This window comes from Kordiimonas marina, from assembly GCF_023006325.1.
Classification (GTDB): Bacteria; Pseudomonadota; Alphaproteobacteria; order Sphingomonadales; family Kordiimonadaceae; genus Kordiimonas; species Kordiimonas marina.
On record NZ_JAINDF010000004.1, the window covers coordinates 384,403 to 408,463 of the forward strand.

The window sequence follows — 24,061 nt, forward strand, 5'->3', positions numbered from 1 at the left end:
ATTCTCAGAAATAGACCGACTTTTTCTCAGAAAAAACTGGAAATTTGTAAAGATTCTCAAAAATAGCTGGAAATTTGCCCTGGGTTGCCCCCGCGAATTTGCCGGACAACTTTTTAGAAGTTGCCCCCCGTATCCACACAAGAGAGAGATTTGCGCCCTGTCCATTGTGCTTTCAACAGGCACAGCCCTGAGGCCGGGTTTGCTCTCAACCCCGTTTCGCCCTATGCTGGCGACCAAGCTGCCCGACACTTTGGGCCACTGCGGCCTGGCTAGCATCGGCTTACGCACCATACCATGGCGTATTGCCAGCAGGGAGCCGCAATGACCGACCGAAACACCGACGACCTCCCGCATGAATTGGCTGACTGGATAACGAAGCCATTTGCACGCTTCCTGAAGATCGAAGCCGCGGCGGGGGGGCTACTGCTTCTTGCCGTGCTATTGGCCCTGACCCTGGCAAACTCGTCTTGGTCGATGCCATTCCTAAGATTCTGGGAGACTCCGGTCGGCTTCCATTTCGGCGCGCTGGAGTTCAGCCGTTCTCTGCGGCATTGGATCAATGATGGGCTGATGACTTTCTTCTTCTTCGTAATATCGCTTGAGCTCAAGCGCGAGAGCGTCCTCGGCGAGTTGCGGAATATACGAACGGCAGCCCTTCCTTTCGTGGCCGCCCTGGGCGGCATGATCGTTCCGGTGTCCGTCTATCTGGCCCTGATGGTTGGACAACCGGGCATGCACGGATGGGGATCGGTGATGGCGACCGACACAGCATTCGTGATCGGTTGTCTTGCGCTGTTCGGCTCCCGGGTTCCAGCAGCATTACGCCTGTTTCTGTTGTCGCTCGCAATCTTCGACGACGTCGGGGCAATCTTGGTGGTGGCGATCGGCTATGGCGATGGGTTGAACTGGCTGGCGCTCGGGCTGGGCGCACTGGGGCTTGGTGCAGTCGCCGGCATTGCACGCCTCGGAATACGAAGCCTTTCGGTCTATTTCGGCCTGGGAGCCTTTGTCTGGCTGTGCTTTGACGCCTCCGGCATCCACGCCACCATCGCCGGTGTCATCCTTGGGTTGATGACGCCAACACGCATATGGCTCAGCGACACGCGCCTGCGGGTGATCCTGGGCCGCGTGCTGGCCTATCCGGGGGGCGAGAGCCCCGATACGGCGGACCGGGACGAGCTCAAAAAGGCAGGCAGGGCGGTCAGGGAATCGCTCTCGCCGTTGGAACGTCTGGAAATGATGCTGCACCCATGGGTGGCTTTCATCGTGATGCCCCTCTTCGCCCTAGCCAACGCCGGTGTCGTGATCACGGAGGCTGGGCTCAGTCAGCCGGTCTCTCTGGCGATCTTCGCGGGCCTGGTCCTGGGTAAGCCAATTGGTGTTTTCAGCTTCAGTTGGCTTGCCGTGCGCCTCAAGCTGGCCACCCGGGCAGGCACATTGAGTTGGCCCATCCTGGCCGCCGGAGCCTTCCTGACCGGTATCGGCTTCACCATGTCGCTGTTCATCGCCGAACTTGCCTATGCCCGGACCATGCTCGACCCGGCCAAGCTCGGCATTCTCACCGGCTCCGTCTGTTCTGCGGCAATCGGGCTATTGACGCTCGCCTGGGTGACCCGGCGGAAAAGAGCCGCTCCAGACCTGGAATAGCGAATGACCGGCCTTTGCCCGCCATAAACCCTATAAGGCATGCGTTGTGAAGCCTTGCCGAGGATGTATCGACGACCTTTTGCCGGCGCATATGGATGAACCCTCCTGACAAGACTGTCTCCGGCAACTGCAAGCTTTACATGACGCTCTTTGGATGCGTAGCTTGCCGTATGTCGACGGATCAAATCGGTCTCTTCATGGTGCTTGCCGGTGTCTTCGTGTTTTTTGCGTGGGGACGGTGGCGCTATGACATTGTGGCATTCGCGGCCCTTATGGTCTGCGTGCTGATTGGTATCGTGCCCTCCGACACCGCCTTCACCGGGTTTTCTCACCCGGCGGTGATCACGGTAGCGGCTGTGCTGATAGTCAGCAAAGGCCTGGCCAACTCGGGCGCAATTGACCGCGTCGCTCATATCGTGGTGCCCCCTCTTAAAAACCTCGCCGCGCAAATCGGCGTCATGTCGGGTTTTGCGGCCGTGCTGTCTGCCGTGATGAACAACGTAGCAGCGCTTGCGCTTCTGATGCCCGCGTCCATCGAAAGCGCCAAAAGAGCCGGCCGGTCGCCAGCGCTATTGTTGATGCCCCTGTCTTTTGGCTCCATCCTGGGCGGCCTGATCACCCTGATCGGCACGCCGCCCAATATCGTGATCGGCAATTACCGTAGCGACGTGTTAGGGGCGCCGTTTTCGATGTTTGACTTTGCTCCGGTCGGGCTTGCGGTGGCCGCGGTGGGCATTGCTTACCTGGCGCTTGCCGGCTGGCGGCTTCTTCCCAAGGAAAGACAGGCCAAATCCGCACCCGAAGAGCTGTTTGATATCGATGCCTATATGGCCGAAGTGCGGGTGCCGGCGGGATCATCCGCCGCCGGAAAATCTCTGGTGCAGCTCGAAAAAGTCGCCGAATCCTGCGACCTCAGTATCGCGGGTATTGTGCGCAATCACAAACCGATGCTGCGTGTGCCCAGGTCCACCGAGATTCTGGCAAATGATATCCTGCTGCTTGAAACCGGCCCCAAGGAACTGGACACATTCGTCCACAAGCTTGGGCTGGAAACCATAGGCAGCGCCGATAAAGACAAGGGTCTGTTTGCATCTGACGATGTGGTGCTGGCTGAGGCTGTGATCTCAGCCGACAGCCGCCTGATCGGCCGCGAAAGTGGCGAGCTGCGGCTAAGATCCCGTTATGGCCTCAATCTTCTGGGGGTTTCGCGCCAGGGTCAGGCCATCCGCAAACGGCTGCATAAGCTTGTCTTCCGGTCGGGCGACGTTTTGCTGCTTCAGGGTGACGCTGACGGGATCGCAGACACCATGGCTCGGCTTCGGATACTGCCGCTGGCGGAACGTGGCTTCCTGATGGGGAAACGGAACCAGGCATGGATTGCCGCAAGCCTGCTGGCGGGTGCTGTGGCGCTCGCCGGGCTGGGTGTGGTCGGCTTGACGGTTGCGCTGGCGCTCGCGGCTCTTGGTATGGTGCTGTTTTCGGTTGTCCCGCTCAGGGATCTTTATGACGCGATTGACTGGCCGGTGATTGTGCTGGTTGCCGCGATGATCCCGATTGGAGGCGCCCTGGAGACCACCGGCGCCACAGCTTTGATTACCGAAAGCATCCTGCGCCTGTCAGGTTCTCATTCCCCGGCCTTCATTCTGATGCTGTTGTTCATTGCGACCATGACACTGTCCGACCTGATGAATAATGTCGCGACAGCGGTGATGATGGCGCCTATCGGCACCGGTCTTGCGCAGGCGCTGGGCGCAAACCCGGACAGTTTTCTGATGGCTGTTGCGGTGGGTTCATCCTGCGCTTTCCTGACCCCGATCGGGCACAAGAATAATGCGCTTGTCATGGGGCCGGGCGGTTATCACTTTGGCGACTATTGGCGTGTCGGACTGCCACTTGAACTGTTGATTATTGCGGTTGCCATGCCAATGATCCTTTGGGTCTGGCCGTTGTAGGGCGATGGCCTCATAACAATTTCCGTTGATGAGAACAGGCATGACTGTTCTCTGAGGCCGGCGGCATGATTTTCCGTGAACGCCTGAGTTTCCTGTCCGTTTTTGTAGCTTGACGCCCCAATCAATGGTGTCATCGCGGGACTGGCCTCATGACGTCTCGCGTTCCGTTATTGGTAATCCTGAACGATGATCCCCATATCTATGAATGCGGCAAATCCTTGTCGCTTTTTGAAAGGACATGTCATGTCCAAAAAGACGCTTCCCGAAAAACATACCAGCCCTATCGTAGAAGCTGGCACCGGCAAAACCGCTGCCGACCTGGTTGCAGGCAGCTCGCAACGACCCAGCCAGCCGGACATGGCGATGATGGCACAGTATGGCATCAAGCGCGTGCCGGTTGACTATTTCCATGTTGGCGCCTTCCGGTACACCAGCCTGGCCGATGCCGTGGCACAGGCGAAACGCATGGCCATAGGGGCTGCCCAAGAGAGGTGCGAGGAGCACCTCTGATCTGCGATCCGAAAAGGATCGCATTTTCGCCTCTATCCTCCTGTCTTTCGCTCAAATTGCCGTGCTGGCGATGACGCAGGCGCTTGGCTTAAGAGAGAACAGCCAAAGACCATGGTAATGTACGACGGGTCGATATCTCTAATCACGAAAAAATAGATTATTTAAAACATAGCGATAGATATAGTATATATATCATGTTTATTTGTATCATTGAAATAAATGCAAAAAACACCATATATATTAAACGATATAATAACTTTATTTATAAAAGAAAGATCGAAAAATGACCTATAAAGACCTGTTCAAAAACAAGGAATCCAAGAAAGCCCCCTCATCCTCGTCGAAGCCGGATACAGATGACAAACAAACCGACAAGATACCGGGCGTGCCCAAGGTGCCGGCTCAAGAGACGTCGGCTCGGTCCATGCTTTCCCTCCAGTTCGAGGAGTCAAGGATGTGACCCGTACGCGTGACGTCGAGATCAATTTCCGGTATCCCTTCCAAATTCAAGGATACAAGGGCACATTGCCGGCAGGGACCTATCGTCTTGAAGTTGACGAAGAGCATGTCGGCGATTTGCCGTTTCCGGCCTACAAGCGTACGCAGGTCACCCTGCATCTCAAGGCAGACCCCGCCCGGCCTGGTGTTTCCGAAATGCTGGCCCTGCCACCTCACCTGATTGATGCCGCCCTGGCGCGGGACCGTCGGCATGGCCATGCGGTCCGGCCTAGGCCCGTTGCAACGGCTCTTGCCGAGGATATCTCAACCAAACGCGCGCTTGAGCGCGGCGAAGACGAGGGCATGCTCTGGATCAAGGATGCCCCGGGGCAGTCGGAAAAGGATGCTCGCGTTGGGCGAATGTTTCTCGACGACTGACGTCCTGACATTTTTGCGGCGGGCAACACCGCCATCGTTCCAAGCCAAGGATGGGTACCGAAAGCAAGCCCTGATGACAAATGTGAGCAGGTTCAAAACCTATGCGTCCTACCTGTTGGTGGTTTTGGCGATGCTGCTCTATGGCGGCGTGGCGGTCATGTCTGCCGATTTGGTCCCAGACCTCCCCCCGCATGCTCACGCAAAACCCTATGGTAGCGACTGGGAATGCGACACGGGCTTTCAGGAAAAGGGTGATAGTTGCATTGCCTTGGCTGCGCCCGCCAACAGTTTTCTGAATGGTCAAAAATATGGGTCTGGCTGGGAATGCTCTTTCGGTTATCGTCTGCGCGGCCAGCCGCCTGTCTGCGATGCCATTACGGTGCCGCCAAACGGATATTTGAAGGATTCCGTCTTTGGGGACGGTTGGGGCTGCAACCGGGGCTACCGGAAACATGGTAACGCCTGCCTTGCGATTGCCGTGCCGCTGCATGGATATCTGACCGGGGACGCCGCCGGCTCCGATTGGGAATGCGAGCGAGGCTTTTATCAACAGGACCGTGCGTGCGTCGCCATCCCTGTGCCGGAACATGGTTATCTGTCCGATGTGGCGCTGGGTCACGGCTGGGCATGTGAACGCGGCTTCCGGGCGAACGGGACTATATGCCAGGCGATCTCCATACCCGAGCACAGTTACCTGAACGATAGCCAGTATGGGACTGGGTGGTCCTGTGACAGAGGCTATCAGAAGTCGGGCAATGACTGTGTTGCCGTCCATCTGCCGACGCACGCCTATCTCACGGCGGCTGCCTATCATCGGGACGGCTGGGCCTGTGAAAGGGGTTACAGAAAAGTGCCCGGCGCCTGTATCAGCATCATCATTCCTGATCATGCCCACTTGGCCTATTCGGGAAATGACTGGGCCTGCGACAAGCCTTTCTCGAAGGAGCAAGATCAATGCGTAGAAGGCCCGTAGAAACAGGAAAAGGATTGGCCACACAACACCAACCCGTCACGGCATCGGATTCCACCTTTTCTGCGGCAATCGGGCTATTGACGCTCGCCTGGGTGACCCGGCGAAAGAGCCGTTCCAGAACCGGCAGGGAGGGGCCGCCAAAAACCTGTCTAGCTCATCGCCGCAGTCGACGCTTACGCCTTTATCTTCAGCCAACAAGGCCTGATGGCAAGCGTCAACATCGAGGACACCAAAATCTCAAAAATCAAACGCTAGAAAAGGGCCGGACACATGGCACCCAACGACAACAATAATAATGAAGACAGGCGCACCCCTTGGCGGAGGCCAAGGAGGCCGGGGGCAGGCAACGATGATCCGATCAGGCAGATGCAGGAGCGCCTAAGGCGGATATTGCCGGGCGGCGGCACCGGTCGCGGAATCGGCGGCTTTCTGGTGCCCGCCCTTGCCGTGCTTCTGATCGTCATCCTGTGGTCCAGCATCTACACTGTGCCCAGCGATTCCGTCGCCGTGATTCAGCGCTTCGGCAAATACACCAAGGATGTGCCTCCGGGGCTTCACCTCAAGCTGCCGCTCGGGATCGATGTCGCGACCCTTGTGCCGGTCAAACGGCAGCTCAAGCAGGAGTTCGGTTTTTTCACCGCCGGAGCACACGACCCCTACCAAAGTCCGCAGCCCAGAGACATGCAGCGGGAGACCCAGATGGTTACCGGCGACCTGAATGCCGCCCTGGTTGAATGGGTCGTGCAATACCGGGTTTCCGATCCGGTGAAATTCCTGTTCGAAGTGCGCGAGCCCAGCGAGACGCTCCGCTATGTCTCCGAATCCGTCATGCGCGAGGTGGTGGGCGACCGCACGGTCGACGAAGTCATCACCATCGGCCGCCAGGAAATCGAGACCGAGGCGCTGGTGAAAATGCAGGCGCTTTCGACCAAATATGCCATGGGGCTGAGCATCGACCAGGTCCAGCTCAAGAACATCAACCCGCCGAAGCCTGTGCAGGAATCCTTCAACGAGGTCAACCAGGCCCAGCAGGAAAAAGAAAAGCTGATCAACGAGGCGCGACGCGACTATAACAAGGTCATCCCCCTGGCCGAAGGCGAGAAGGACCAGCGGATCCGCGAGGCCGACGGCTATCGCCTGAAACGCATCAATGAAGCCGAGGGCGATGCCGCCCGCTTCAAGGCCTTGCTGGTGCAATATCAGCTCGCGCCCGAGGTAACCCGCCGCAGGCTTTATATCGAAACGCTCGAAAGCGTGCTGCCGGGCATCAAATCGAAAATCGTCATCGACGCGCAATCGACGAGCGTCCTGCCCCTGTTGAACCTCGATAGCCCCGAAGGGAAAAAATAATGTCGCGCCCGCTCAAAATAGCCCTGTTCCTGGTGCTGGGTGCCATTCTCGTCGGCATCTCGGGGGCATTCTACACCGTCAGCGAAGTCGAGCAGATCATCATCACCCAGTTCGGCAAACCTGTGGGCAAACCGGTCACGACAGCGGGCCTGAAGATGAAAATCCCGTACATTCAGGAGGTCAATTCGATCGATCGCAGGGTTCTCGAATGGGACGGCAACCCATCCGACATGCCGACGAAGGACAAGCTCTATATCTCGGTCGATCTGTTCGCGCGCTGGCGCATTGTCGACCCGCTGCAGTATTTCCTGCGCCTGAGGGACGAGCGCAGCGCCCAGTCCCGGTTGGACGATATCCTGGGCAGCGAAACCCGCAACGCTGTAGCCAAGCACGAGCTTATCGAGATCATCCGCACCACCAAGGACCGGGTTCCTCTGCGCGACACCTACCTGACCGATGCCGAGCGCGAGCTACACATGGGGGCGCTTGTGCCGATCCAGAAAGGCCGCACGACCGTGGAACGCGAGCTGTTTGCCGCGGCGGCGGAAAAGGTGCGCGTCTTTGGCATCGAACTGCTGGATATCCGCTTCAAGCGCATCAACTATAACGAAAGCGTGCGCCCCAAGATATATGACCGCATGATCAGCGAACGCCGCCAGATTGCCGAACGCTTCCTGTCGGAAGGCAATGGCGAGGCCGCCCGGATACGCGGCAACAGGGTGCGGGACCTCAATAAAATCCAGTCGGAGGCCTATAAGCAGGTCGAAGAAATTCGCGGCAAGGCCGACGCGGCCGCCGCCGAAATCTATACGAAAGCCTACAACCAGTCGCCCGTCTCCGCCGAGTTTTACGAGTTCACCCGAACCCTTCAATCCTACAAGGCCATCATGGGAAAAGATGCGACGCTGATCCTGACCACCGACAGTGACCTCTTCAAATTCCTGAAAGAGATGAAGGCCACATCGACCGGCTCGACCGGGACGGCACCCTCCCGGCATTAACCATGCTCGCCCCTTGGGCACGAAGCCGCCCGCTCGCCGATCTTCAACGTGTTTAACGCTGGACGCTGTCGGTTTGGATCCAGTTGTCGCGCCCGGAGCCTTGTTTTCCGTTCAATATAATTACCGACGATAACTTTCGGTTATCGTCCAGAATTGTGGTATCGGCTTTCAACTCGCGAAGAAGTAAGCCAAGCAGCAAAAAGCCCCGCCTCGGCTGAAGCGGGGCTACGCCCACACGGGGCAAGCCTACTTAAAGCCCATCAAGGGCAAGCAATCATTATTGTAGCTCATTTATTCTGCAAGTAAACCCGGCGCATTGCTAGACAGCCGTGTTCGAGCCTCTTCGCCAGCAGATCAGCCTGCGTTTAACTGATTTTCTGCCTACATGGCATCAGAGATGCGGGAGATTGCTCTAATAGTAGCTGGAGAGAGGTCCCGGAGCTTGAGAAACCCATCTCCTCTTCCCAGATCAATCGATATCTTGAGATCAGAGATATCCACTTCCAGATTGTCGCCCCCATCGCGAGCACTCAAGCGCTTCGTCAATACGGATTTTTTCACATATGTTTCAGCAAAGGCTATTATATCTGCTAAGTTGTAGATAGGCGCCTGCCCGTCAAGCTTTGATCGAATGGCGGTTTCGTCGTTGGTATCGCACAGAACCTCCAGTTGGCGTCTCTTCAGGTCTAAAGCTCTCATAGCTGATACCTGCGACAACCATTCCTGTCCGGCCGCGCGCATAATATCCCAACAACAGTAATAAAACCGGTTGAGAGTTTTAACTGCTTCCGCAATGAATCTTGGTGGAATGCGGCCGCTCACCAAAGCGTCTATCGCATCGGATGGTTTGAGATGCTGTCGTGTCCGGGCTACTTTATATGCCCCTGCCAGAGCACAGCCTGTGTTATTACCAAAGAAAGCTGGTTTGAATGCAGCCGCTGGCATCTCAAAGAGCTGCTGCGCTTCCGACTGAGACACACAATATGCATACCCACCCATCTCCACCAAGCTTCTGCGTCGGTACAAATAGCCACCATTAATTAGCTGAACCAAGAGCCCCTTGCTTATCCCCAAATGCTTCATGGCATCTGGTAATAGCCAAGAATTTGCGATCTCATTTTTGTACTTTTTAACACTTAGCGCCGTCACGCGATAATGACTTTGGCCATGAAGGCGAAGCCTGAAGCCTTTGAGCTCCCTATCAATCATGAGCTCATGGAAGCGCTTTGACGAAACATGTAATTCGCGCTTTACCTCCTCTTTGGTGAGATACCATTTCCTCCTTAGGTCGGCATTGTATAACGCCCCGTTGCCACGCCCCGTTATCAAAGATCGGAGAGGGTCCGACATTGCAAAATCAGACAGAGGGCCTTTGAGGAGTTCGTGATCACCTTTTTTATCTTCAGTAACGATACGCTTATACAGCCTATCAATACCTAGAGAGTAACAAAGCTTATCCCCTGGTTGGTCCCTGAAAGCGGACTCCCTCGGAAATTTTGACAGGTACTCGATGAAACCATGAGGCCAATCAATAAAACAATACGCGACTGCCTCTACGGCAGACCTCCAACTAAACTGACGCAATCTAAAACCCTGATCTATACTCGGTATGAAATCAGTGAGTAGGCGAACATTCGAGAGAAAAATGTTGAGAGGAACCGCTTCCCAGACATTTCCATTGCTGGGCGAAGGTAAACTAAAAGGGATAGGTAATTTTCTAGCCAGAAGCTGTGCGAACGCAACTGAAGAACTAGGGGCTTGACATACTTCCGATAGACGAAAGTCAAAGTCACAATTTTGGCAACGGGATACGTTGGCGCGACGCCATGAAAAAGAAGAAAGGCATTGCTGGCATCGATCGAGTAAATAGCAGCGATGACGCGGGCAAACTTTTAATGATATGAACTCCCACGCAGCAAAAAGATAACCAAATTCCGCCAAACATTTTGGACAGATATTTGGCGCTTTGGCACGCATATCCATGACATCAAATTCATGAACGCCATCGAGGCTCAGCTTTCTGTGGTTACCGCTTCCACGCGGCATACAAGCACTTCGTCTAAAAACATATTCTTTCGATCCCAACAGGTCAGAAATCTGTTTCGATACTCGATACGTCTGCGACCAACCGAAGCACGCGTTATTGATCCCAAATAGTTTGTATGTCCAATCGGTATTTGGGTAATAGTTGGCTTCGGTAAGACGCACCATGTATCCCAATACGCTTTCGGCCGCTTGCGGAGCAATCAGCACAGCAGGAACTCGAACCGGTGCCGTAATTTCATCTTTAGCGTCCCGCGACACTATGAGCTCGCAGTGGGTAATGCACCAAAGAGGTCTTGCGCAGCAGATCCGAATGGGTTGGCCATCCCATCCATATCCTTGTGGCCTCTGCAGAACTGACTGAATGCTCTCGAAAAATGCTCTGCTTTAAGCACCTCGGAATCGTCAAGGACGGCACTCACGCCAACAAGCTGGAGAAACCCAACCAACCTTCCTATGAGCCCTCCGCAGACATAGTGCAGTATCTTGGCTGCCCTTTCTCCAGCGATCACACCACTGTTTTCGAACGGTAACTCCTCTGAGAAGAGAGCTAAAATCGTTCTAAACCGGGCGACATCATCCTTTGTCTTGAGCGGAAAGGGCATCATCTCAAGCCAGGTCGTTACTCGACGAGCTAATTGTTCATTCTCACGAATGACCTGAAGCGTGCTTGGCATACCAGCAAGTATGAATGCACAGTCGCAGTCACTCACAACCGATTTAAGCCACTCCGTTGCCGCCAAAGCAATCTTCCTATTTTCTTTGTCTATGAGATGTTGGCATTCATCCAACACGACTAACGGCACTCCAAGGTCTCGGATGTATCCGGTTACCCGCCTCGTCATATTCGTCAAAACGCCTTTATCTGCATAAGGATCACCTAACTGTGACAGAATCCCTGATGCGAGGGACTTAGGACTACATTCGGATGGCACCTGCACAAGCAGGACTGACTCTCTATGGTCGACCCTATTCGCCTTTGTATGGAAGACATCCCGAAATCGCTTCAAAAGGGTAGATTTCCCGCTACCACTCTCACCGAACACCAGCATGATGTGCGCTGATCTGGATGCTCTTGCCATTTCAAAAAAAATGTTCACCTGCCGAAGGGCACTCATCGTGAAGTCAAAATCAAAATAAAGGTTATTCAAATTCCCAAGCGCCTTAAGGCGGCGATCATCCACGTCCTTAACCATGTGTCCTACTCCCAAAAGCCCGATTTACCCCATCCACTCCGTGCAGCGAGACCAAGAAGCTCCTGCGTATCAACTTCATCAAAGTCCGGTGGCCCAGCACTGTGTCCCTTGGGATCGCCCCTCTCCCTTGTGCGATTTTGATACTCCGCATGGCGAGCTGCGCGCTTGTTGGATTTTCGCTTAACTCCGTCCTGTTTTGCCGAGAGCATTTCGTAAATTCGTTTGAGGTGCCGCTGAATGTCGTAAGTGCTTTCGCCAGCCATTCTATGCGCCGCTATTTCTTTCCGGATCAGCTGATATTGCCATTTACCGACCCCGTACAGATTTGAATCCGTACATGAGACACTGATGAATCTTTCACGTTGTTCGTCAAAGACATGGATCATTCCCAAGTCTAACGGGTCCACCTTCACTTTGACCTTTCGAGGCTTCCCAAAGCGCCTAAAGAGGTCCCCAAGTTCCGTACAGTTATATCTGGCGTTGTGGATGAATATTCCTGAGTTCCTGAGTGTTCTTGTCTCAGCCTCACCCAGGGTGATCTTGAGGTCCTCCACATTCACCGGCAGGTCGACAGGCTGCCTCGATACACCTTGCTGCCAAAACTCAATTGGGAACCCTTCTATGCCGCGATGAAATTTCCGCGCATAAACATCAACTATCCATTTGAATAGAGCTTCCTTGAAATCAGCGAATTGAATTGCGGCACGGCTAACAGGGTCGTAGTCACCTTTCTTGACAATATTGGAAAACGTCCGCCCCTGTAGACCTGACAGAAAACCATCATTCAATGTCCGGAAGAAACGCTCAACCGCCCCTTTGTATTGGGGCGTCCGCACTGGATTATGAATTATGCTGATGCCAAACGTGCCGCAAACATCCCGCAAACTTTCGCTGTGAAACTCAAGGCCGTTATCCAAGATGATTTTCCGCGGTAGTCCGTGGCACGGCCAAGTGCCTTCTATTGAGGAGAACTCCGCCAAAAATTCGCCCTTGTGCATGATGCCATTGCGAAGGCACATCATGAGACTCTCATACCCAGGCGCCGCAAACCCGAGATATACCCCCCATGGCATTCTGGAATATAGGTCCAAGGCAACCGTAAGTGTGGGGCGAGCGACGTATAGAGACCCCCCTGGTACTGTCTCCAGATCTACTTCCGTATGATCGATCAAAACATAGTCGAGTGGTGCCTCAGCGACTATGCCCGCTCCGGAACAGCGGAAGTATCTGTCCGCGGCCAGAGCCCCCTCCCTGGCTCGCATTTTTTCATAGGGGTCCATAGTATCGACAATACGATATATGCTGGCCCTGGATGGAAGTTTCAGGCGGTCTTCTTTTGCTCGCTTTTGGTTTTCCTCAATAAATCTGGGAACGATGTCTGAATCGATAACCGCCTGAAGCGTTTTCTGTTCCCTTGTTAGATACTTCTCGCCCAGGATATCCGAAATGAGCAACTTGGCCTCGGCATCGAGCCTGTTGTAGCGGCCTCCTCGCTTTTGGGGCGGCCTAAGCAGAGCCCCCAGCGAATAGTTTTCTTTTTTCTAACGCTTATACCATCGATAGACCGTCGTAGGTTTCGGCGGATTTTCATCCCCCAAGTCAGTTGCCACCTTTTCAATCACATTCACGATTTTCGAGCGGAAGGACTTCTGCGGGTCGGTATCTCGCAACTCCAGCAAATACCTCTCTTTCCTGAGCACCTCAGCTTTTTGATTCGGCGGCAATAGATCCAGTGGCGTTTTTGCTACGACAGGGCTGCCATCTGAATCTGGCTTTAGAATTAGCTCTCCTGAGAGGATTTCTTTCTCAGCCTCCTCTCTTCTGAGTACGTGCCGGTGCCCGGTCTCCACGGCTTCAAATATAATCCGTCCACAGTCGGACACCTCGGTTACAAGAAGTTCGACACCTCCAAGTAAGTACCTTTGCGTGGCCTCAATCCTGAAACGTGACATTTGAAGCTCCTTCTGATGGCAACGAAAAAACTGCCTGGGCATTGATCGGCTTTTGAAGGTCCAAACAAATCAGGCGACCAACGACGCACTGCAAAAGTGCGGTTTCGATATCGACGCCTTTAAAGTTGGAAAAGTCAGAGAGCCGCTTTGGGCCTAGGGCCAATTCAGTAAGAATTGCGTCTCGTAGGCGCGCCGCAAGCGGCTTTCGTGTTAGACGCATTAACCGCACTACATTGTCACGGAGTGGTGCCCTGAAAACCTCACTACGCAGCACGAGCTTTAGGCTCAAACCCAACTCGGCTAAACGCCTCGTAATGTCCGTGAGCCGAGCCATTTGAACATGGTCCTCAAGAACCTTGTCGGGCTTTACCTCTACATAGAAAGAACCACTGTCTGTGGCTACCAGCGCATCTGGCGTGTAGCGAGTGTCAGACCATAAAAATGTACGCGGCTGAGCTTTGAAAGAAATGATCTCTGGATCGACTTCAAGCCATTCAAAGTATGCCTGCTCAATCTGGCTCTCCCAGGGAACCAGGCCACTAACCTTTATACTCGCGTGATAACCCACAACACGATGGGTGCTCCGCCTGACAATTTTTCGAACCATAAAAATTCTCCTGCCCTCGCACAAAAATGGGAGCACAAAAGATATTAATGAGTCAAATTTTGATATTTTTTCGCTCTTTTTTGAGCCATTTCAAGGCCAGTTCAATGGTAGAATTTCTACCAATGGAGTGTATACTGTATTGTCGAGTCGGGCTGGTATATGCTTGATGTTCAATGAGGAATCATACGTATGTTAACTGGCAAACAAATCCGTGCCGCTCGGGCTTACCTAAACTGGTCTCAAAAGGACCTGTCCGAGAAATCTGGCGTCTCGATAGCTTCGATTCGGCGTCTCGAGCCCAACGAGGGCATCCCCAGCATTACAGTTAAAACGCTGGTCCAAATCCAGGACACTCTTGAAAAAGCAGGCGTATCGTTTGGTGAAGATTCCGGGCAGGTCGTCCTGAAATTCCACGCCTAAGCAGATGGCGCTTGGCTAACTCCTCATCAGTTCGCGATGATCAACTACAGTTCAGACATAGCTTCCCAAAATGGTCAGCCGCCGCTTCAATATCAGAAAACACCTTGCATCCATTGACTGCTGTTAGGTCGATCTGAGGCCTCGTAACAAGATCATGCAGCGGGCCTTCTGTCAGGAAAGCATCACAATAGCTGAGGGCGGCAGTTGCATGTTCAAAGTCATAGTAGTCATTGGGCTTGAATTTACGACATTTGTCCCAACGCATAGACGCGTGGATGGATGCGCCAATATGGATACATCGAAGGGTGTCTCTCGCCGTTGCCTTTTTGAAAGCGTAGTAAAGTATATTGCTGCACATATTAACGGTGCTGGCACGCTGCTCCGGCGTCGGCGAAAATGTGCATCCAGCATCTTTTTCAGCAAGCTCCTGGATAACATCGGCTGCTATTTCGCTTGCGACCTCAATGCCCCCTCGCAGCTCAATGTCGTACGTTTGTGCGAAACTACGAAGCTCGTCCTTGTGTAGGGTATTTTGGACATTAGTCTCGTAGGCTAGGTCTTTGAAGTGAGGCGTTGGTGTCTTGTCACCTATCATCTCCACCATTCCGCTCAAAGTATAGTTCCAGAGGTAGTCATAGAAGGCTTCCTGGATTACGAGTTCCTCGGTCGGGGGAAGCTGAGAGATAGAAGGATAGTTCACACCAAGAACATATCCGACTTTGGTCCATATCAGCTCCTGCATGGAATAGAGGTCTACAAAGCCTTTAGATTTGAGCAGGAAAGAATACACCTCTGTTCCCAGAACGGTATGAGGTGGGGCCATACTGACACCAAGACTCAACTCATCAATGAGCTGGGCTGTGCCGATCCTGCGGCCTTGGCTATATGATTGCTTTAGCAGTTCCAGAAACATGCTGGCGCTGATTGGGCACACGAGACATCCATTTGCCACCCCACGCCGCAAGTGATTCAGAAGCTTGATTGCTCCAGCATCGGAAGAAACGTCTAGAGCGGCATCTCGCAAAATGATCCAGTAGCGCGCATCAAGATAGACCTTTAGTCGGCCTAAGAGCGACCGACCAAGCTCTATTTGGCGTGCTCGGTTGTGTTCCAGGATGCTCATATGCTTTATGATACGCACAGCCTTGGCTGCACCCTCTAAAAGTTATATTCGACCACAAAAGATTTAGTACACAATCGCATAATACGGGCTTCCAAATATTCATATACTCCCAACTGGTATAACTTCGGGGCAACGCAGCACTAAAGAGCCTGCTGGCGACGCAAACGTGATTAAAAGTCACAAAATGAAGAGTTGCCGTTTGCCATCCCCCTGTACTTCAGCGATAATTTCCTTAAATCACAACCACATGTCAGGCGATTAGGGAAAATGCGACTTGCTTTTATTGAAATTCAAAACTTTCGGAAATTGAAATCCGTTCGAATTGATATTGCAGAGCAATCAACCTTGCTTGTCGGAGCAAATAACAGTGGCAAGACCTCTGCTATGGATGCAATGGGGCACTTCCTCACGCGAGAGAACCAATTTCGCCCAGACGATTTCACGCTTTCCAACTGGCCCCTAATAGAGGCCATCGCTGAGAAGTGGGAAGCTGAACAAGGGCAGCCTGATCCAGCACCAGTCACGTTGCAGGAATGGGAACCGCTGCTGCCTTCAATGGATGTTTGGCTAGATATCGAGACCAACGAAGTACACTACGTCTCGCATCTAATTCCGAAGCTTTCTTGGCGCGGTGGAAAACTCGGTGTCAGACTTAGATTCGAGCCCAATGTTGAACACCTGCGCAGAGAATATCTCAAAGCTCGAAACACAGCAAAAGACACCAAGAACAAGGGTGGTGAGACAGCCAAGGACGTTCTGCTTTGGCCGCAATCCATGCGAGATTTCCTCGACAAGCAATCCAATCTTAAAATGTTTTTTTCTATTGTTTCCTATACCTTGGACCCCGGAAAGCTTCAAAAACCGACCGATAATTCAGCCATTCCACAGAAATTGCCGGAAAGTGCCGTTCAAATTACGTCTGATCCATTAAAAGGATTGATGCGAGTTAATCACATTAATGCCCAACGGGGATTTAAAGACCAAAGCCACAAAGAAGACAAGGAAGATAGCGACGGGGGTACAGATGGCCGAAGGCTCAAGAAATTATCCGCACAACTCCGCTCCTATTATAATAAGCACATCAACCCTTCAGAAGCGCCTGAACCATCCGACTTGGCAGCAATAATGTCTCTACAGAAGGCACAAAACGCCTTCAGTGAAAGCTTGGAAAAAGATTTTACCAAGGTATTGGGGGAAATGGCCGACTTGGGTTTCCCTGGTATGACCGATCCCAAAATCCGCTTTCTTGCAAAAGTGGCCCCGGTGGATGCACTTAATCATCCTGCTGCTGTTCAGTATGAACTACCGACGAATGACAAGTCTGCGGGCGATATCCCGTTGCATCTACCAGAAGATTACAATGGCTTGGGGTATCAAAACCTGATCTCAATGGCGTTCCGCCTGATGAGTTTCAGAGATCAATGGATGATGGTCGGTAAAGCCGGGAAAGAAGTCCAGGCGGAACCTACGGACGAGTTGAGCTTTCCGCCCCTACATGTAGTTCTCGTTGAAGAGCCGGAAGCTCACCTTCACGCTCAGGTCCAGCAAGTTTTCATGCGCAAAGCTTACGACATTTTGCGCAATCATGAGGATTTGGGGGAAGGCTCCAGCTTACAAACTCAACTCGTTATCAGCACTCATTCCAGCCACATTGCGCATGAGGCCAATTTTTCAGACCTAAGATATTTTCGCAGAGTGCCTGCCTCTAATAAGGCGCACAACATACCAACGTCTACAGTCGTGAACATGTCTGGGGTGTTTGATGACCGAAAAAAGGTCGCTCGCTTTGCTAGCCGCTACCTAAAGGCATCACATTGTGATCTGTTTTTTGCCGACGCCCTCATCATCGTTGAGGGAGCAGCAGAAAGAATGTTGCTGCCGCACTTCATCAAGGAGCAACACCCCGAGCTACACAAGCGGTATATATCAATCTTGGAGCTTGGCGGCAGGCACGCACACCGACTTCGAAGATTAATTCAGCATATGCAGCTAACTACGCTGATTATTTCCGATCTGGACTCTGTTGGTGCAGATGGAAAGAAGGCTCCACCAGCCCGAGGGGCAGGTATGAAAACTGGAAACCCAACACTGGCAAAGTGGATGCCTGGGAAAAACGACCTCGATCACCTATTAGATTTGCCAAGCTCTGATAAAACTAAAGAGTATGCAGCAGGCTTTCTAGTGCGTTCAGCTTACCAAACTCCAGTAATGTGCAAGCTCACAGAAGGAGCGGGCGAAAAAGAGGTTCTTGCCTACACCTTTGAAGATGCACTGATTTATGAAAACATAGAAAAATTCCGCACCTTAAAAGGGACCGGTCTCATCCGAAAGGCCCGTGACACTATTAGTACCACTCCGGATGCCGCTGACCTTAGCTCAAAAATCCAGGAAATTCTTAAGACCGGCAATAAAGCAGAGTTTGCCTTGGACTTACTTTATGATTCTGATCCGAAAGTCCTGAAAGTTCCAGGCTACATAGACGAAGGGCTGACCTGGCTAACGCACCTAGTGTCGGCCAACACAGCCGAGGTTTTGCCACAACCAGATGCAGACAATGTCCTGGAGGAGGCGGTAGCATGACGAGCGTGAACGCGGTTCCTCAACTCGACAATACTATCGATGATCATGTTGATGGAAACATCGTCTCTTATTTTAACCTGAAAAGACCTAAGAGCTTTTTTCTATTCGCAGGCGCAGGATCAGGGAAGACACGAACGCTAGTAAATTCCCTAAAGACGTTTTTGAAAGAGAATGATCGGCAACTGAGGCTAAACGGCAGGCGGATCGCGGTTATCACCTTTACAAACGCAGCGTGTGAGGAAATCAAAGACAGGCTGGAGTTCCACCCAGCGGTTTCGGTTTCGACAATCCATAGTTTTTTGTGGTCGATGATAAAAGGCTTCAACTCGGACATTGGAGAGTGGTTGGCAAGTGATTTGCGCGAAACGATAGCCGAACTGGAAGAGAAACAGGCCAAGAGCAAAAACCCCACTACAAAAACCTACATAGATCGAGCGAAAAGCATCGAAGCCAAGCGGCAACGGCTAGAACAACTCAGCGAAATTCAGGAGTTTACGTATAATCCTAATGGAGAGAACCGTGAGCGGGATTCTTTAGATCATTCAGAAGTCATCAAGATCGGTTCGACCTTCCTTGAGAGGGAGCCCTTGATGCAGGAAATTCTTGTTGCGCGTCATCCCATCCTACTGATTGACGAGTGCCAAGACACCAACAAGCTTCTTGTGGGTGCACTTTACGCAATCCAAGCCAGATTTCCAGAGAAGTTCTGCTTGGGCTTAATTGGCGATACTATGCAGCGGATTTATACCGATGGGCGGCAGGATTTAGGCACCTATACCCCTGATGGCTGGGCAAAACCAGCCAAGGTGATGAACCATCGCTCACCTAAGAGGGTGGTTCAGCTCATCAATAAAATCAGATCGCAAGTAGACACGCAGCAACAGCAACCTCGAACGGATGCCGAGGCCGGGACAGTTCGTCTCTACATTTGCAAATCTGACAGTCAAGACAAGGCTGCTGTTGAACGCTCCATAATGTTAGCTATGTCTGAAGAAACTGGCGATCCTCTGTGGTCAGGCGCCGGCGCGGACGTCAAAGCACTTGTTCTAGAACACCACATGGCGGCAAGACGCATGGGCTTCCTCCCGATGTTTGAACCCCTACATTCTTCTTCGCGGCTGAAAACCAGCCTGCTCGATGGGACGCTGTCTGCATTGCGCTTATTTTCCGAGCTTATACTTCCGTTAAAAACGGCAGCACTGGCCCAAGATGAGTTTACAGTTGCATTGATAGTACGGCGGGCTTCACCATTGCTGGGCAAGCGGACGCTCCAAGCAGACGGAAACACTCAGTTAAATCAGCTTGCCAAGGCAGAAACGGCAGTAAGTCATCTATTAGAATTATGGGACAACGGCGGTGATCCAACATTTATGGACGTGTTGCTTAATGTCGCAGGTTCAGGACTTTTTTCCATCCCTGACGCCTTAATTCCAATTGTTCGGAGAAAGACAGATACCACACAAGAAGAGCTCGAAAGATTATTCAAAGAACTCGGTCAAGCTGACGAACAGGATGAGGCCTCTCCATTGGATCATTGGGACCGTTTTCTGCAAACACCCTTTAGCCAAATTGAAAGCTATAGAAGCTATGTCGCTGGCACGGCCCCCTTCGATACCCATCAGGGCGTCAAGGGACTTCAGTACCCGCGTGTCATGGTGGTCATGGATGACGCTGAGGCCAAAGGTTTCCTTTTCGCATACGATAAGCTGTTTGGCGTCAAGGAACCCTCCGATACAGATAGGAAGAATGAAGCCGACGGCGCAGATACGAGCATCACCCGTACTTTACGTCTCTTTTATGTAACCTGTAGTCGTGCCCAGAAAAGCCTCGCTCTCGTTGCCTATACATCTGACCCCGAGGGTTTGAAGAAAAACGTAATTGAGGCCGGATGGTTCGAAGACCATGAGGTGATTGTCCATGATTGAGGTATTTCCAAATTTATTCATTGGGGATCAGAACGATGAGATGGCGTTAACATCTCGCGATTCCTGGTTTGTCATCCACGCTTGTAAAGAGCCGTATCATAGGCAAGCACTTGGGTACTCTGGAAGAGCTGCCTCAAAGGACCATCCAGAATACCTGATGGCTAAACGGGATGGATGCCTGATCTTGAATCTGGTCGATGTACCTGACCCTAAGTATATATCGCTCGAAATTATGGCTGAAGCCGTAGCCACCATACATGAACAAATTGGCAGTAAGAGGGTTTTGGTTCATTGCAATCAGGGCATGTCAAGATCGCCTTCAATTGCATTCCTTTATCTAGTCAAGCATACCGATATTTTCTCAGGGAAAAGCTTAGATGAAGCGCTTAGTGCATTTCAGGCGATGTATTCGCTTTACAGTCCCGCAGCAGGCGTGGCCAGCTTTATTCGTCAACATTGGCATGTCTTCAGTTCGTAGCAGATTTCCTCCCCTATTAGACAGTTAAAAGGCTAAAATGTGTTCTCCAAGTTAGCCTACACATGTTCCGCATGAACATCTGTCTGATTGGCGCGGAAAACAGCTATAACGACGGACTAAGGAAGAATTGCCCAGTTGGGGCGATTATCCTGAACGAGCTCACGCAGTTCTTGTGGTTCAATCACTTCAACATCCATCCCCCAAATCATTAAGTGCCAAGCCATTTCCTGTAAGCCTCCAGCAGTAAACTCTACTGTCAGGCTTCCATCATCCTCTCGTGTTAGCTTTTGATCAGGGTGGAATTCGAAATCAATGGCATGGGGTACGGCCTTTGGCGAGAACCGCCACACGGTTCGACTAGCGGCCTCTGAATATACTCCAAAAAAGGACCGCGCATAGTCACGCATCCTAAAGTCCTCAGGGCGCACAAATGAAGAGGACAACACTTCGACCCTCAGGAGTTTAGGCAGCGCGTAATGCCGGAGCCTGTCATCCTGGCGACTGGGGTTTCGGGCTACAAGGTAGTTTCGATGGCCGTATAGGAGCCCATATGGTTCGACAACATGGCATTCAGCGGGTTTATCTAGGTTCTTCTGATATTCAATAGCTATCTGATTGTACCCCTTAATTGCTTCTTTAAGGGGAGACAATATCTCTGGATTGATGCGCTGCTTGGGGCCTGGCTGGGCAGCTATAGCGTCGGCAGAGACCAAACTATCGTAGTCAGGTTCAAGGCGTCGCAGCGTCTCATTCTTCAGGTGATATCGGAACAGTGACGCAATTTTTTTAACAGCCTCAGCTTCGGCATTGCGGCCGTGGTTCTCCAATAAATGGCATGCGCCGTCCAAAGCGGCTAGATCCTCAGGGGTTGCTTCTGGAATAGGAATTCGCACATTGCGAGGCAGGCGCCAGCGCGCTTCACCATCAATCCCCTTAAATTCCTCTAGCTGAGGAAAGGCAGTTCTGCATGCCTGGATATTTCGTTGGGCAGATCGATGACAGATTCCCAAAGCTTCCTCGATTTCGCGGTAGCTAATGCCATTTATCCTGACCTGCATCTCCAGCATCAGGTTGATCAGCTCTCCCAGCTTCTCCCCTCTCGCCACGAAACTCTCCCATAGGTAGCTTTCATGGTTGTATATCATTTTTCTTTATAGGGGGTGACCAAAAATGTCGCCTCAAGCAGCTATGTAGAGACTAGGCCTAAATTGAGGCCTGCAGGCATCTACATAGGAGAAAGAAAATGCGCCGTAGAACCGGCAACATGAATGGCGAACGCTATTGTGGCAACGCCAACACCATGGAAGTTCATGATCTCGATAACGAGCAGACGAACTGCCAGATTGACGAGATCATTCGCGCTGGGCATGACCGCCCGTTCCACACATTGTCCGCAGCACACATCGCAGGGCACGACAACTGCGCGTGGTGCATTGGCGGCTCAACACGCTGACTTTGGAGATAAGACATGGCAACAAATCCCCCAAAAGGTGACGGGCATCGTAATGGCGCTGTCCGTGGCCGGTCTCAAACACAAACACCATCCGGCAACTGGGTTAAACGGGACACGAGCACAGGTCAGTTCATGGATGTGAAGACTTCCGATAAGACGCCATTCAAAGGCGTTCGAAAGGAGAAGTAATGCCGAACAGGGATATTCATGTCCTCGCCGGAGCGATCGCAGGTGCTCTTTTGACCAAGGATTCTGAGGATAGCAATGATACAGACCCCACGACCTCGGTACTTGTTGGTGCGGCCGCAGGGGCTGTAGGTGGGCGTCTCCCCGATATTCTGGAGCCCGCATTGCATCCAAACCATCGCCAATTCTTCCATAGCTATGCTGTCCTCGGATTGCTTGGCTGCGGTTTCTACCATGCCGCAAAGTGGTCCCCTGAAACAGGATGGGAGAAATGTCTGCGCTACCTTACCCTCGGCATGATCGGAGGCTACGCTTGTCATCTCCTATTTGATGGAACCACACCAAAAGGCTTACCTCTCGTTGGGAAGCTATAAACAACTTCGTTTGGAGACATCAGTCGTGGACGGTATGAATAAGAGTGCTTTTGGGCCAGCTATTGGCCCAGTATCAATGCTGGCCGATTTGCGTATGACCGTTGATCTTCTTCTGGAGCATCGGTTGAAAATTCCGGTGTATTTCCGGGAGCGTTATGACCTTATGCGCTATTTGCGGCGCGCGCATTTCGAAATCCGCCCCATTGGGCGTCGAAGCACTGACAACGTTTTTGCGGTACATAACGAGTTTGCCCGGTTTGTTTGGGCCCGCACAGGTTACACCTGTTTTCGGCAGGCACTGGCAGATGTAGCGACAGGGCCAATGTATAGGGATGATCGCGCAAGCATGCAGTTCGTTCATGTTGACCACGTCCAAAATCGCCGGGCTGTTCGGGAACATCCGAATTCTTGGCTAATGCTTTTCCCCCTAGAGAAGGGTGTGAACAGTTGGTATGGCAGTCGCATCGAACGGGGTTACAAAGTTGCGCGCTGGGTGGACCACCTTTGCCTCACTCCGATTCAGGCATTCAAAATTTTTGTTAGTCGATATCCAAAGACGCAGCAGGAGTTTGAGCTGGCTACCCGAGACATTCTTGGGCAGACTCAGCAGCTAGAAACCTGGCGCTATATCGTCGAAGGTTCTGCAAAAGCTTTGGGGTATGCTATGAAAGAACCGAGCGAACTCCCGCCAATTGATGACGAAGCTTTTGAGCAAGGTGCCTATGTGGCCAAAATGCTTTTAAACCCGATGTACCACCCTGAAGCATAGAGGGCCCTTGCCAGATAGCATAACTTCTATGCACCGATGGCCCGGTTGCGTCTCAGTAGCTTGAGATTTTTCTCACGAACTCTGAGATTCAACAAAATTTCCAGCTTATTTTGAGACTTAATAGAGGGCGTGGTGGGCCCGGAGGGACTCGAACCCCCGACCAAGCCGTTATGAGCGGCCGGCTCTAACCAACTGAGCTACAGGCCCCAACCACGTGGGTTCGTGTAGCAAATGACTTCCGCCCTGAACAGCCTAAAAATGCAGCTGCCCGGACCCCAGCGTCAAACAGGAAAACATGATCTTAGTGCCGGATATGATAAAGGGGCCGACCAGCCGCCCGCCCCTTTCTTTCGTTCGCCCATCAAGGCCCGCTTAAAGCGCGTCGATCTCATCCTTGAGACGCGACCCCTTGTCGGTGACGATGCGCTCAAGCACACGGACGCGTTCTTCCAGTTTCTGGATACGGCTGTTCGTGGCCTCATCATGCCCGGCGGCCGCCGCCCGGCTCTGCTTTTCGCGCATTTTTATCCAGTTATTGATGGTGCCACCAATAACGCCGATCAGGACGACCAGCACAATCATGTCCCACAGGACCATTTTAACCCTCCTCGCTATATTGTTCTGTATCAGTCCGATATAGGAAGCG

At 52.3% G+C, this 24,061-nt stretch carries 23 protein-coding genes, 1 tRNA gene and 1 pseudogene; 16 read left to right on the forward strand and 9 right to left on the reverse strand.

What is annotated here, in order from left to right:
- Nucleotides 1-321 precede the first annotated feature (321 nt).
- The 9 genes and pseudogenes from nhaA (at nucleotide 322) to hflC (ending at nucleotide 8,309) form a co-directional block, all read left to right on the forward strand.
- Nucleotides 322-1,647, forward strand: coding sequence for a Na+/H+ antiporter NhaA (nhaA, locus tag K6118_RS11185; RefSeq protein ID WP_247120436.1), 1,326 nt, complete (start codon nucleotides 322-324; stop codon nucleotides 1,645-1,647).
- A gap of 170 nt (nucleotides 1,648-1,817) precedes the next feature.
- On the forward strand, nucleotides 1,818-3,599 hold the full coding sequence (locus K6118_RS11190; protein WP_247120437.1) for an SLC13 family permease: 1,782 nt from the start codon (nucleotides 1,818-1,820) through the stop codon (nucleotides 3,597-3,599).
- 243 nt (nucleotides 3,600-3,842) lie between these two features.
- Entirely contained in the window at nucleotides 3,843-4,109 is a 267-nt protein-coding gene (locus K6118_RS11195) for a hypothetical protein (RefSeq protein WP_247120438.1), read from the forward strand.
- 283 nt (nucleotides 4,110-4,392) lie between these two features.
- On the forward strand, nucleotides 4,393-4,569 hold the full coding sequence (locus K6118_RS11200; protein WP_247120439.1) for a hypothetical protein: 177 nt from the start codon (nucleotides 4,393-4,395) through the stop codon (nucleotides 4,567-4,569).
- Nucleotides 4,566-4,985, forward strand: coding sequence for a hypothetical protein (locus K6118_RS11205; RefSeq protein WP_247120440.1), 420 nt, complete (start codon nucleotides 4,566-4,568; stop codon nucleotides 4,983-4,985). The genes K6118_RS11200 and K6118_RS11205 overlap by 4 nt, the downstream gene beginning before the upstream one ends.
- A 73-nt stretch (nucleotides 4,986-5,058) precedes the next feature.
- Complete coding sequence (locus K6118_RS11210; protein ID WP_247120441.1) at nucleotides 5,059-5,958, forward strand: hypothetical protein; 900 nt, start codon at nucleotides 5,059-5,061, stop codon at nucleotides 5,956-5,958.
- 130 nt (nucleotides 5,959-6,088) lie between these two features.
- Nucleotides 6,089-6,213: pseudogene (locus tag K6118_RS17565) on the forward strand (lipid-binding SYLF domain-containing protein); the annotation flags it as partial.
- 15 nt (nucleotides 6,214-6,228) lie between these two features.
- Nucleotides 6,229-7,308 carry an FtsH protease activity modulator HflK gene (gene hflK, locus K6118_RS11215; protein ID WP_247120442.1) on the forward strand — a complete coding sequence of 360 codons (1,080 nt, stop codon included), beginning with the start codon at nucleotides 6,229-6,231 and terminating at the stop codon, nucleotides 7,306-7,308.
- Nucleotides 7,308-8,309 (forward strand): protease modulator HflC, encoded by a 1,002-nt coding sequence (hflC, locus tag K6118_RS11220; protein WP_247120443.1) that lies wholly within the window; start codon nucleotides 7,308-7,310, stop codon nucleotides 8,307-8,309. Before hflK ends, hflC begins: the two co-directional genes overlap by 1 nt.
- A gap of 381 nt (nucleotides 8,310-8,690) precedes the next feature.
- On the opposite strand, the gene K6118_RS11225 is transcribed toward hflC, so the two are convergent.
- The 5 genes from K6118_RS11225 to K6118_RS11245 form a co-directional block, all read right to left on the reverse strand.
- Nucleotides 8,691-10,613 carry a TniQ family protein gene (locus K6118_RS11225; protein WP_247120444.1) on the reverse strand — a complete coding sequence of 641 codons (1,923 nt, stop codon included), beginning with the start codon at nucleotides 10,611-10,613 and terminating at the stop codon, nucleotides 8,691-8,693.
- On the reverse strand, nucleotides 10,613-11,548 hold the full coding sequence (locus K6118_RS11230; RefSeq protein WP_247120445.1) for a TniB family NTP-binding protein: 936 nt from the start codon (nucleotides 11,546-11,548) through the stop codon (nucleotides 10,613-10,615). The genes K6118_RS11225 and K6118_RS11230 overlap by 1 nt, the downstream gene beginning before the upstream one ends.
- Nucleotides 11,549-11,553: 5 nt before the next feature.
- Nucleotides 11,554-12,570 (reverse strand): Mu transposase C-terminal domain-containing protein, encoded by a 1,017-nt coding sequence (locus K6118_RS11235; protein ID WP_343269943.1) that lies wholly within the window; start codon nucleotides 12,568-12,570, stop codon nucleotides 11,554-11,556.
- Between the two features lie 519 nt (nucleotides 12,571-13,089).
- The gene (locus K6118_RS11240) at nucleotides 13,090-13,500 is read right to left on the reverse strand and encodes a hypothetical protein (RefSeq protein ID WP_247120446.1); all 411 of its coding nucleotides are present in this window, start codon (nucleotides 13,498-13,500) and stop codon (nucleotides 13,090-13,092) included.
- Nucleotides 13,481-14,107, reverse strand: coding sequence for a hypothetical protein (locus tag K6118_RS11245; RefSeq protein WP_247120447.1), 627 nt, complete (start codon nucleotides 14,105-14,107; stop codon nucleotides 13,481-13,483). The genes K6118_RS11240 and K6118_RS11245 overlap by 20 nt, the downstream gene beginning before the upstream one ends.
- Before the next feature lie 189 nt (nucleotides 14,108-14,296).
- On the opposite strand from K6118_RS11245, the gene K6118_RS11250 reads away from it, so the two are divergent.
- Nucleotides 14,297-14,527 carry a helix-turn-helix domain-containing protein gene (locus K6118_RS11250; RefSeq protein WP_247120448.1) on the forward strand — a complete coding sequence of 77 codons (231 nt, stop codon included), beginning with the start codon at nucleotides 14,297-14,299 and terminating at the stop codon, nucleotides 14,525-14,527.
- Nucleotides 14,528-14,567: 40 nt separating this feature from the next.
- Here K6118_RS11250 and K6118_RS11255 read toward each other — a convergent pair whose 3' ends face one another.
- A complete protein-coding gene (locus tag K6118_RS11255; RefSeq protein ID WP_247120449.1) occupies nucleotides 14,568-15,650 on the reverse strand; it encodes a hypothetical protein in 1,083 nt (360 codons plus the stop codon).
- A gap of 267 nt (nucleotides 15,651-15,917) precedes the next feature.
- On the opposite strand from K6118_RS11255, the gene K6118_RS11260 reads away from it, so the two are divergent.
- Genes K6118_RS11260 through K6118_RS11270 form a run of 3 tightly spaced genes read left to right on the forward strand, consistent with a single transcriptional unit; the run spans nucleotide 15,918 to nucleotide 20,633 of the window.
- On the forward strand, nucleotides 15,918-18,230 hold the full coding sequence (locus tag K6118_RS11260) for an AAA family ATPase (protein ID WP_247120450.1): 2,313 nt from the start codon (nucleotides 15,918-15,920) through the stop codon (nucleotides 18,228-18,230).
- Nucleotides 18,227-20,155: a UvrD-helicase domain-containing protein gene (locus K6118_RS11265; protein WP_247120451.1), complete on the forward strand. Its 1,929-nt coding sequence runs from the start codon at nucleotides 18,227-18,229 to the stop codon at nucleotides 20,153-20,155. The genes K6118_RS11260 and K6118_RS11265 overlap by 4 nt, the downstream gene beginning before the upstream one ends.
- Nucleotides 20,148-20,633 (forward strand): protein-tyrosine phosphatase family protein, encoded by a 486-nt coding sequence (locus K6118_RS11270; protein WP_247120452.1) that lies wholly within the window; start codon nucleotides 20,148-20,150, stop codon nucleotides 20,631-20,633. The genes K6118_RS11265 and K6118_RS11270 overlap by 8 nt, the downstream gene beginning before the upstream one ends.
- 116 nt (nucleotides 20,634-20,749) lie before the next feature.
- Here the strand turns inward: K6118_RS11270 and K6118_RS11275 are convergent, their stop codons facing one another.
- Nucleotides 20,750-21,739: a helix-turn-helix transcriptional regulator gene (locus K6118_RS11275; RefSeq protein ID WP_247120453.1), complete on the reverse strand. Its 990-nt coding sequence runs from the start codon at nucleotides 21,737-21,739 to the stop codon at nucleotides 20,750-20,752.
- A 137-nt stretch (nucleotides 21,740-21,876) separates the two neighbouring features.
- Here K6118_RS11275 and K6118_RS11280 point away from each other — a divergent pair, with 137 nt between their 5' ends.
- From K6118_RS11280 to K6118_RS11290, 3 genes are all read left to right on the forward strand, one after another.
- Nucleotides 21,877-22,086, forward strand: a complete 210-nt coding sequence (locus K6118_RS11280) for a hypothetical protein (protein WP_247120454.1) — start codon at nucleotides 21,877-21,879, stop codon at nucleotides 22,084-22,086.
- 188 nt (nucleotides 22,087-22,274) lie between these two features.
- On the forward strand, nucleotides 22,275-22,646 hold the full coding sequence (locus tag K6118_RS11285) for a metal-dependent hydrolase (RefSeq protein WP_247120455.1): 372 nt from the start codon (nucleotides 22,275-22,277) through the stop codon (nucleotides 22,644-22,646).
- A gap of 25 nt (nucleotides 22,647-22,671) precedes the next feature.
- On the forward strand, nucleotides 22,672-23,415 hold the full coding sequence (locus tag K6118_RS11290) for a hypothetical protein (RefSeq protein ID WP_247120456.1): 744 nt from the start codon (nucleotides 22,672-22,674) through the stop codon (nucleotides 23,413-23,415).
- Between the two features lie 130 nt (nucleotides 23,416-23,545).
- Here K6118_RS11290 and K6118_RS11295 read toward each other — a convergent pair.
- Nucleotides 23,546-23,622: transfer RNA gene (locus tag K6118_RS11295), tRNA-Ile, on the reverse strand.
- A gap of 165 nt (nucleotides 23,623-23,787) precedes the next feature.
- Nucleotides 23,788-24,012, reverse strand: a complete 225-nt coding sequence (locus K6118_RS11300) for a hypothetical protein (RefSeq protein WP_247120457.1) — start codon at nucleotides 24,010-24,012, stop codon at nucleotides 23,788-23,790.
- Nucleotides 24,013-24,061: the final 49 nt, after the last annotated feature.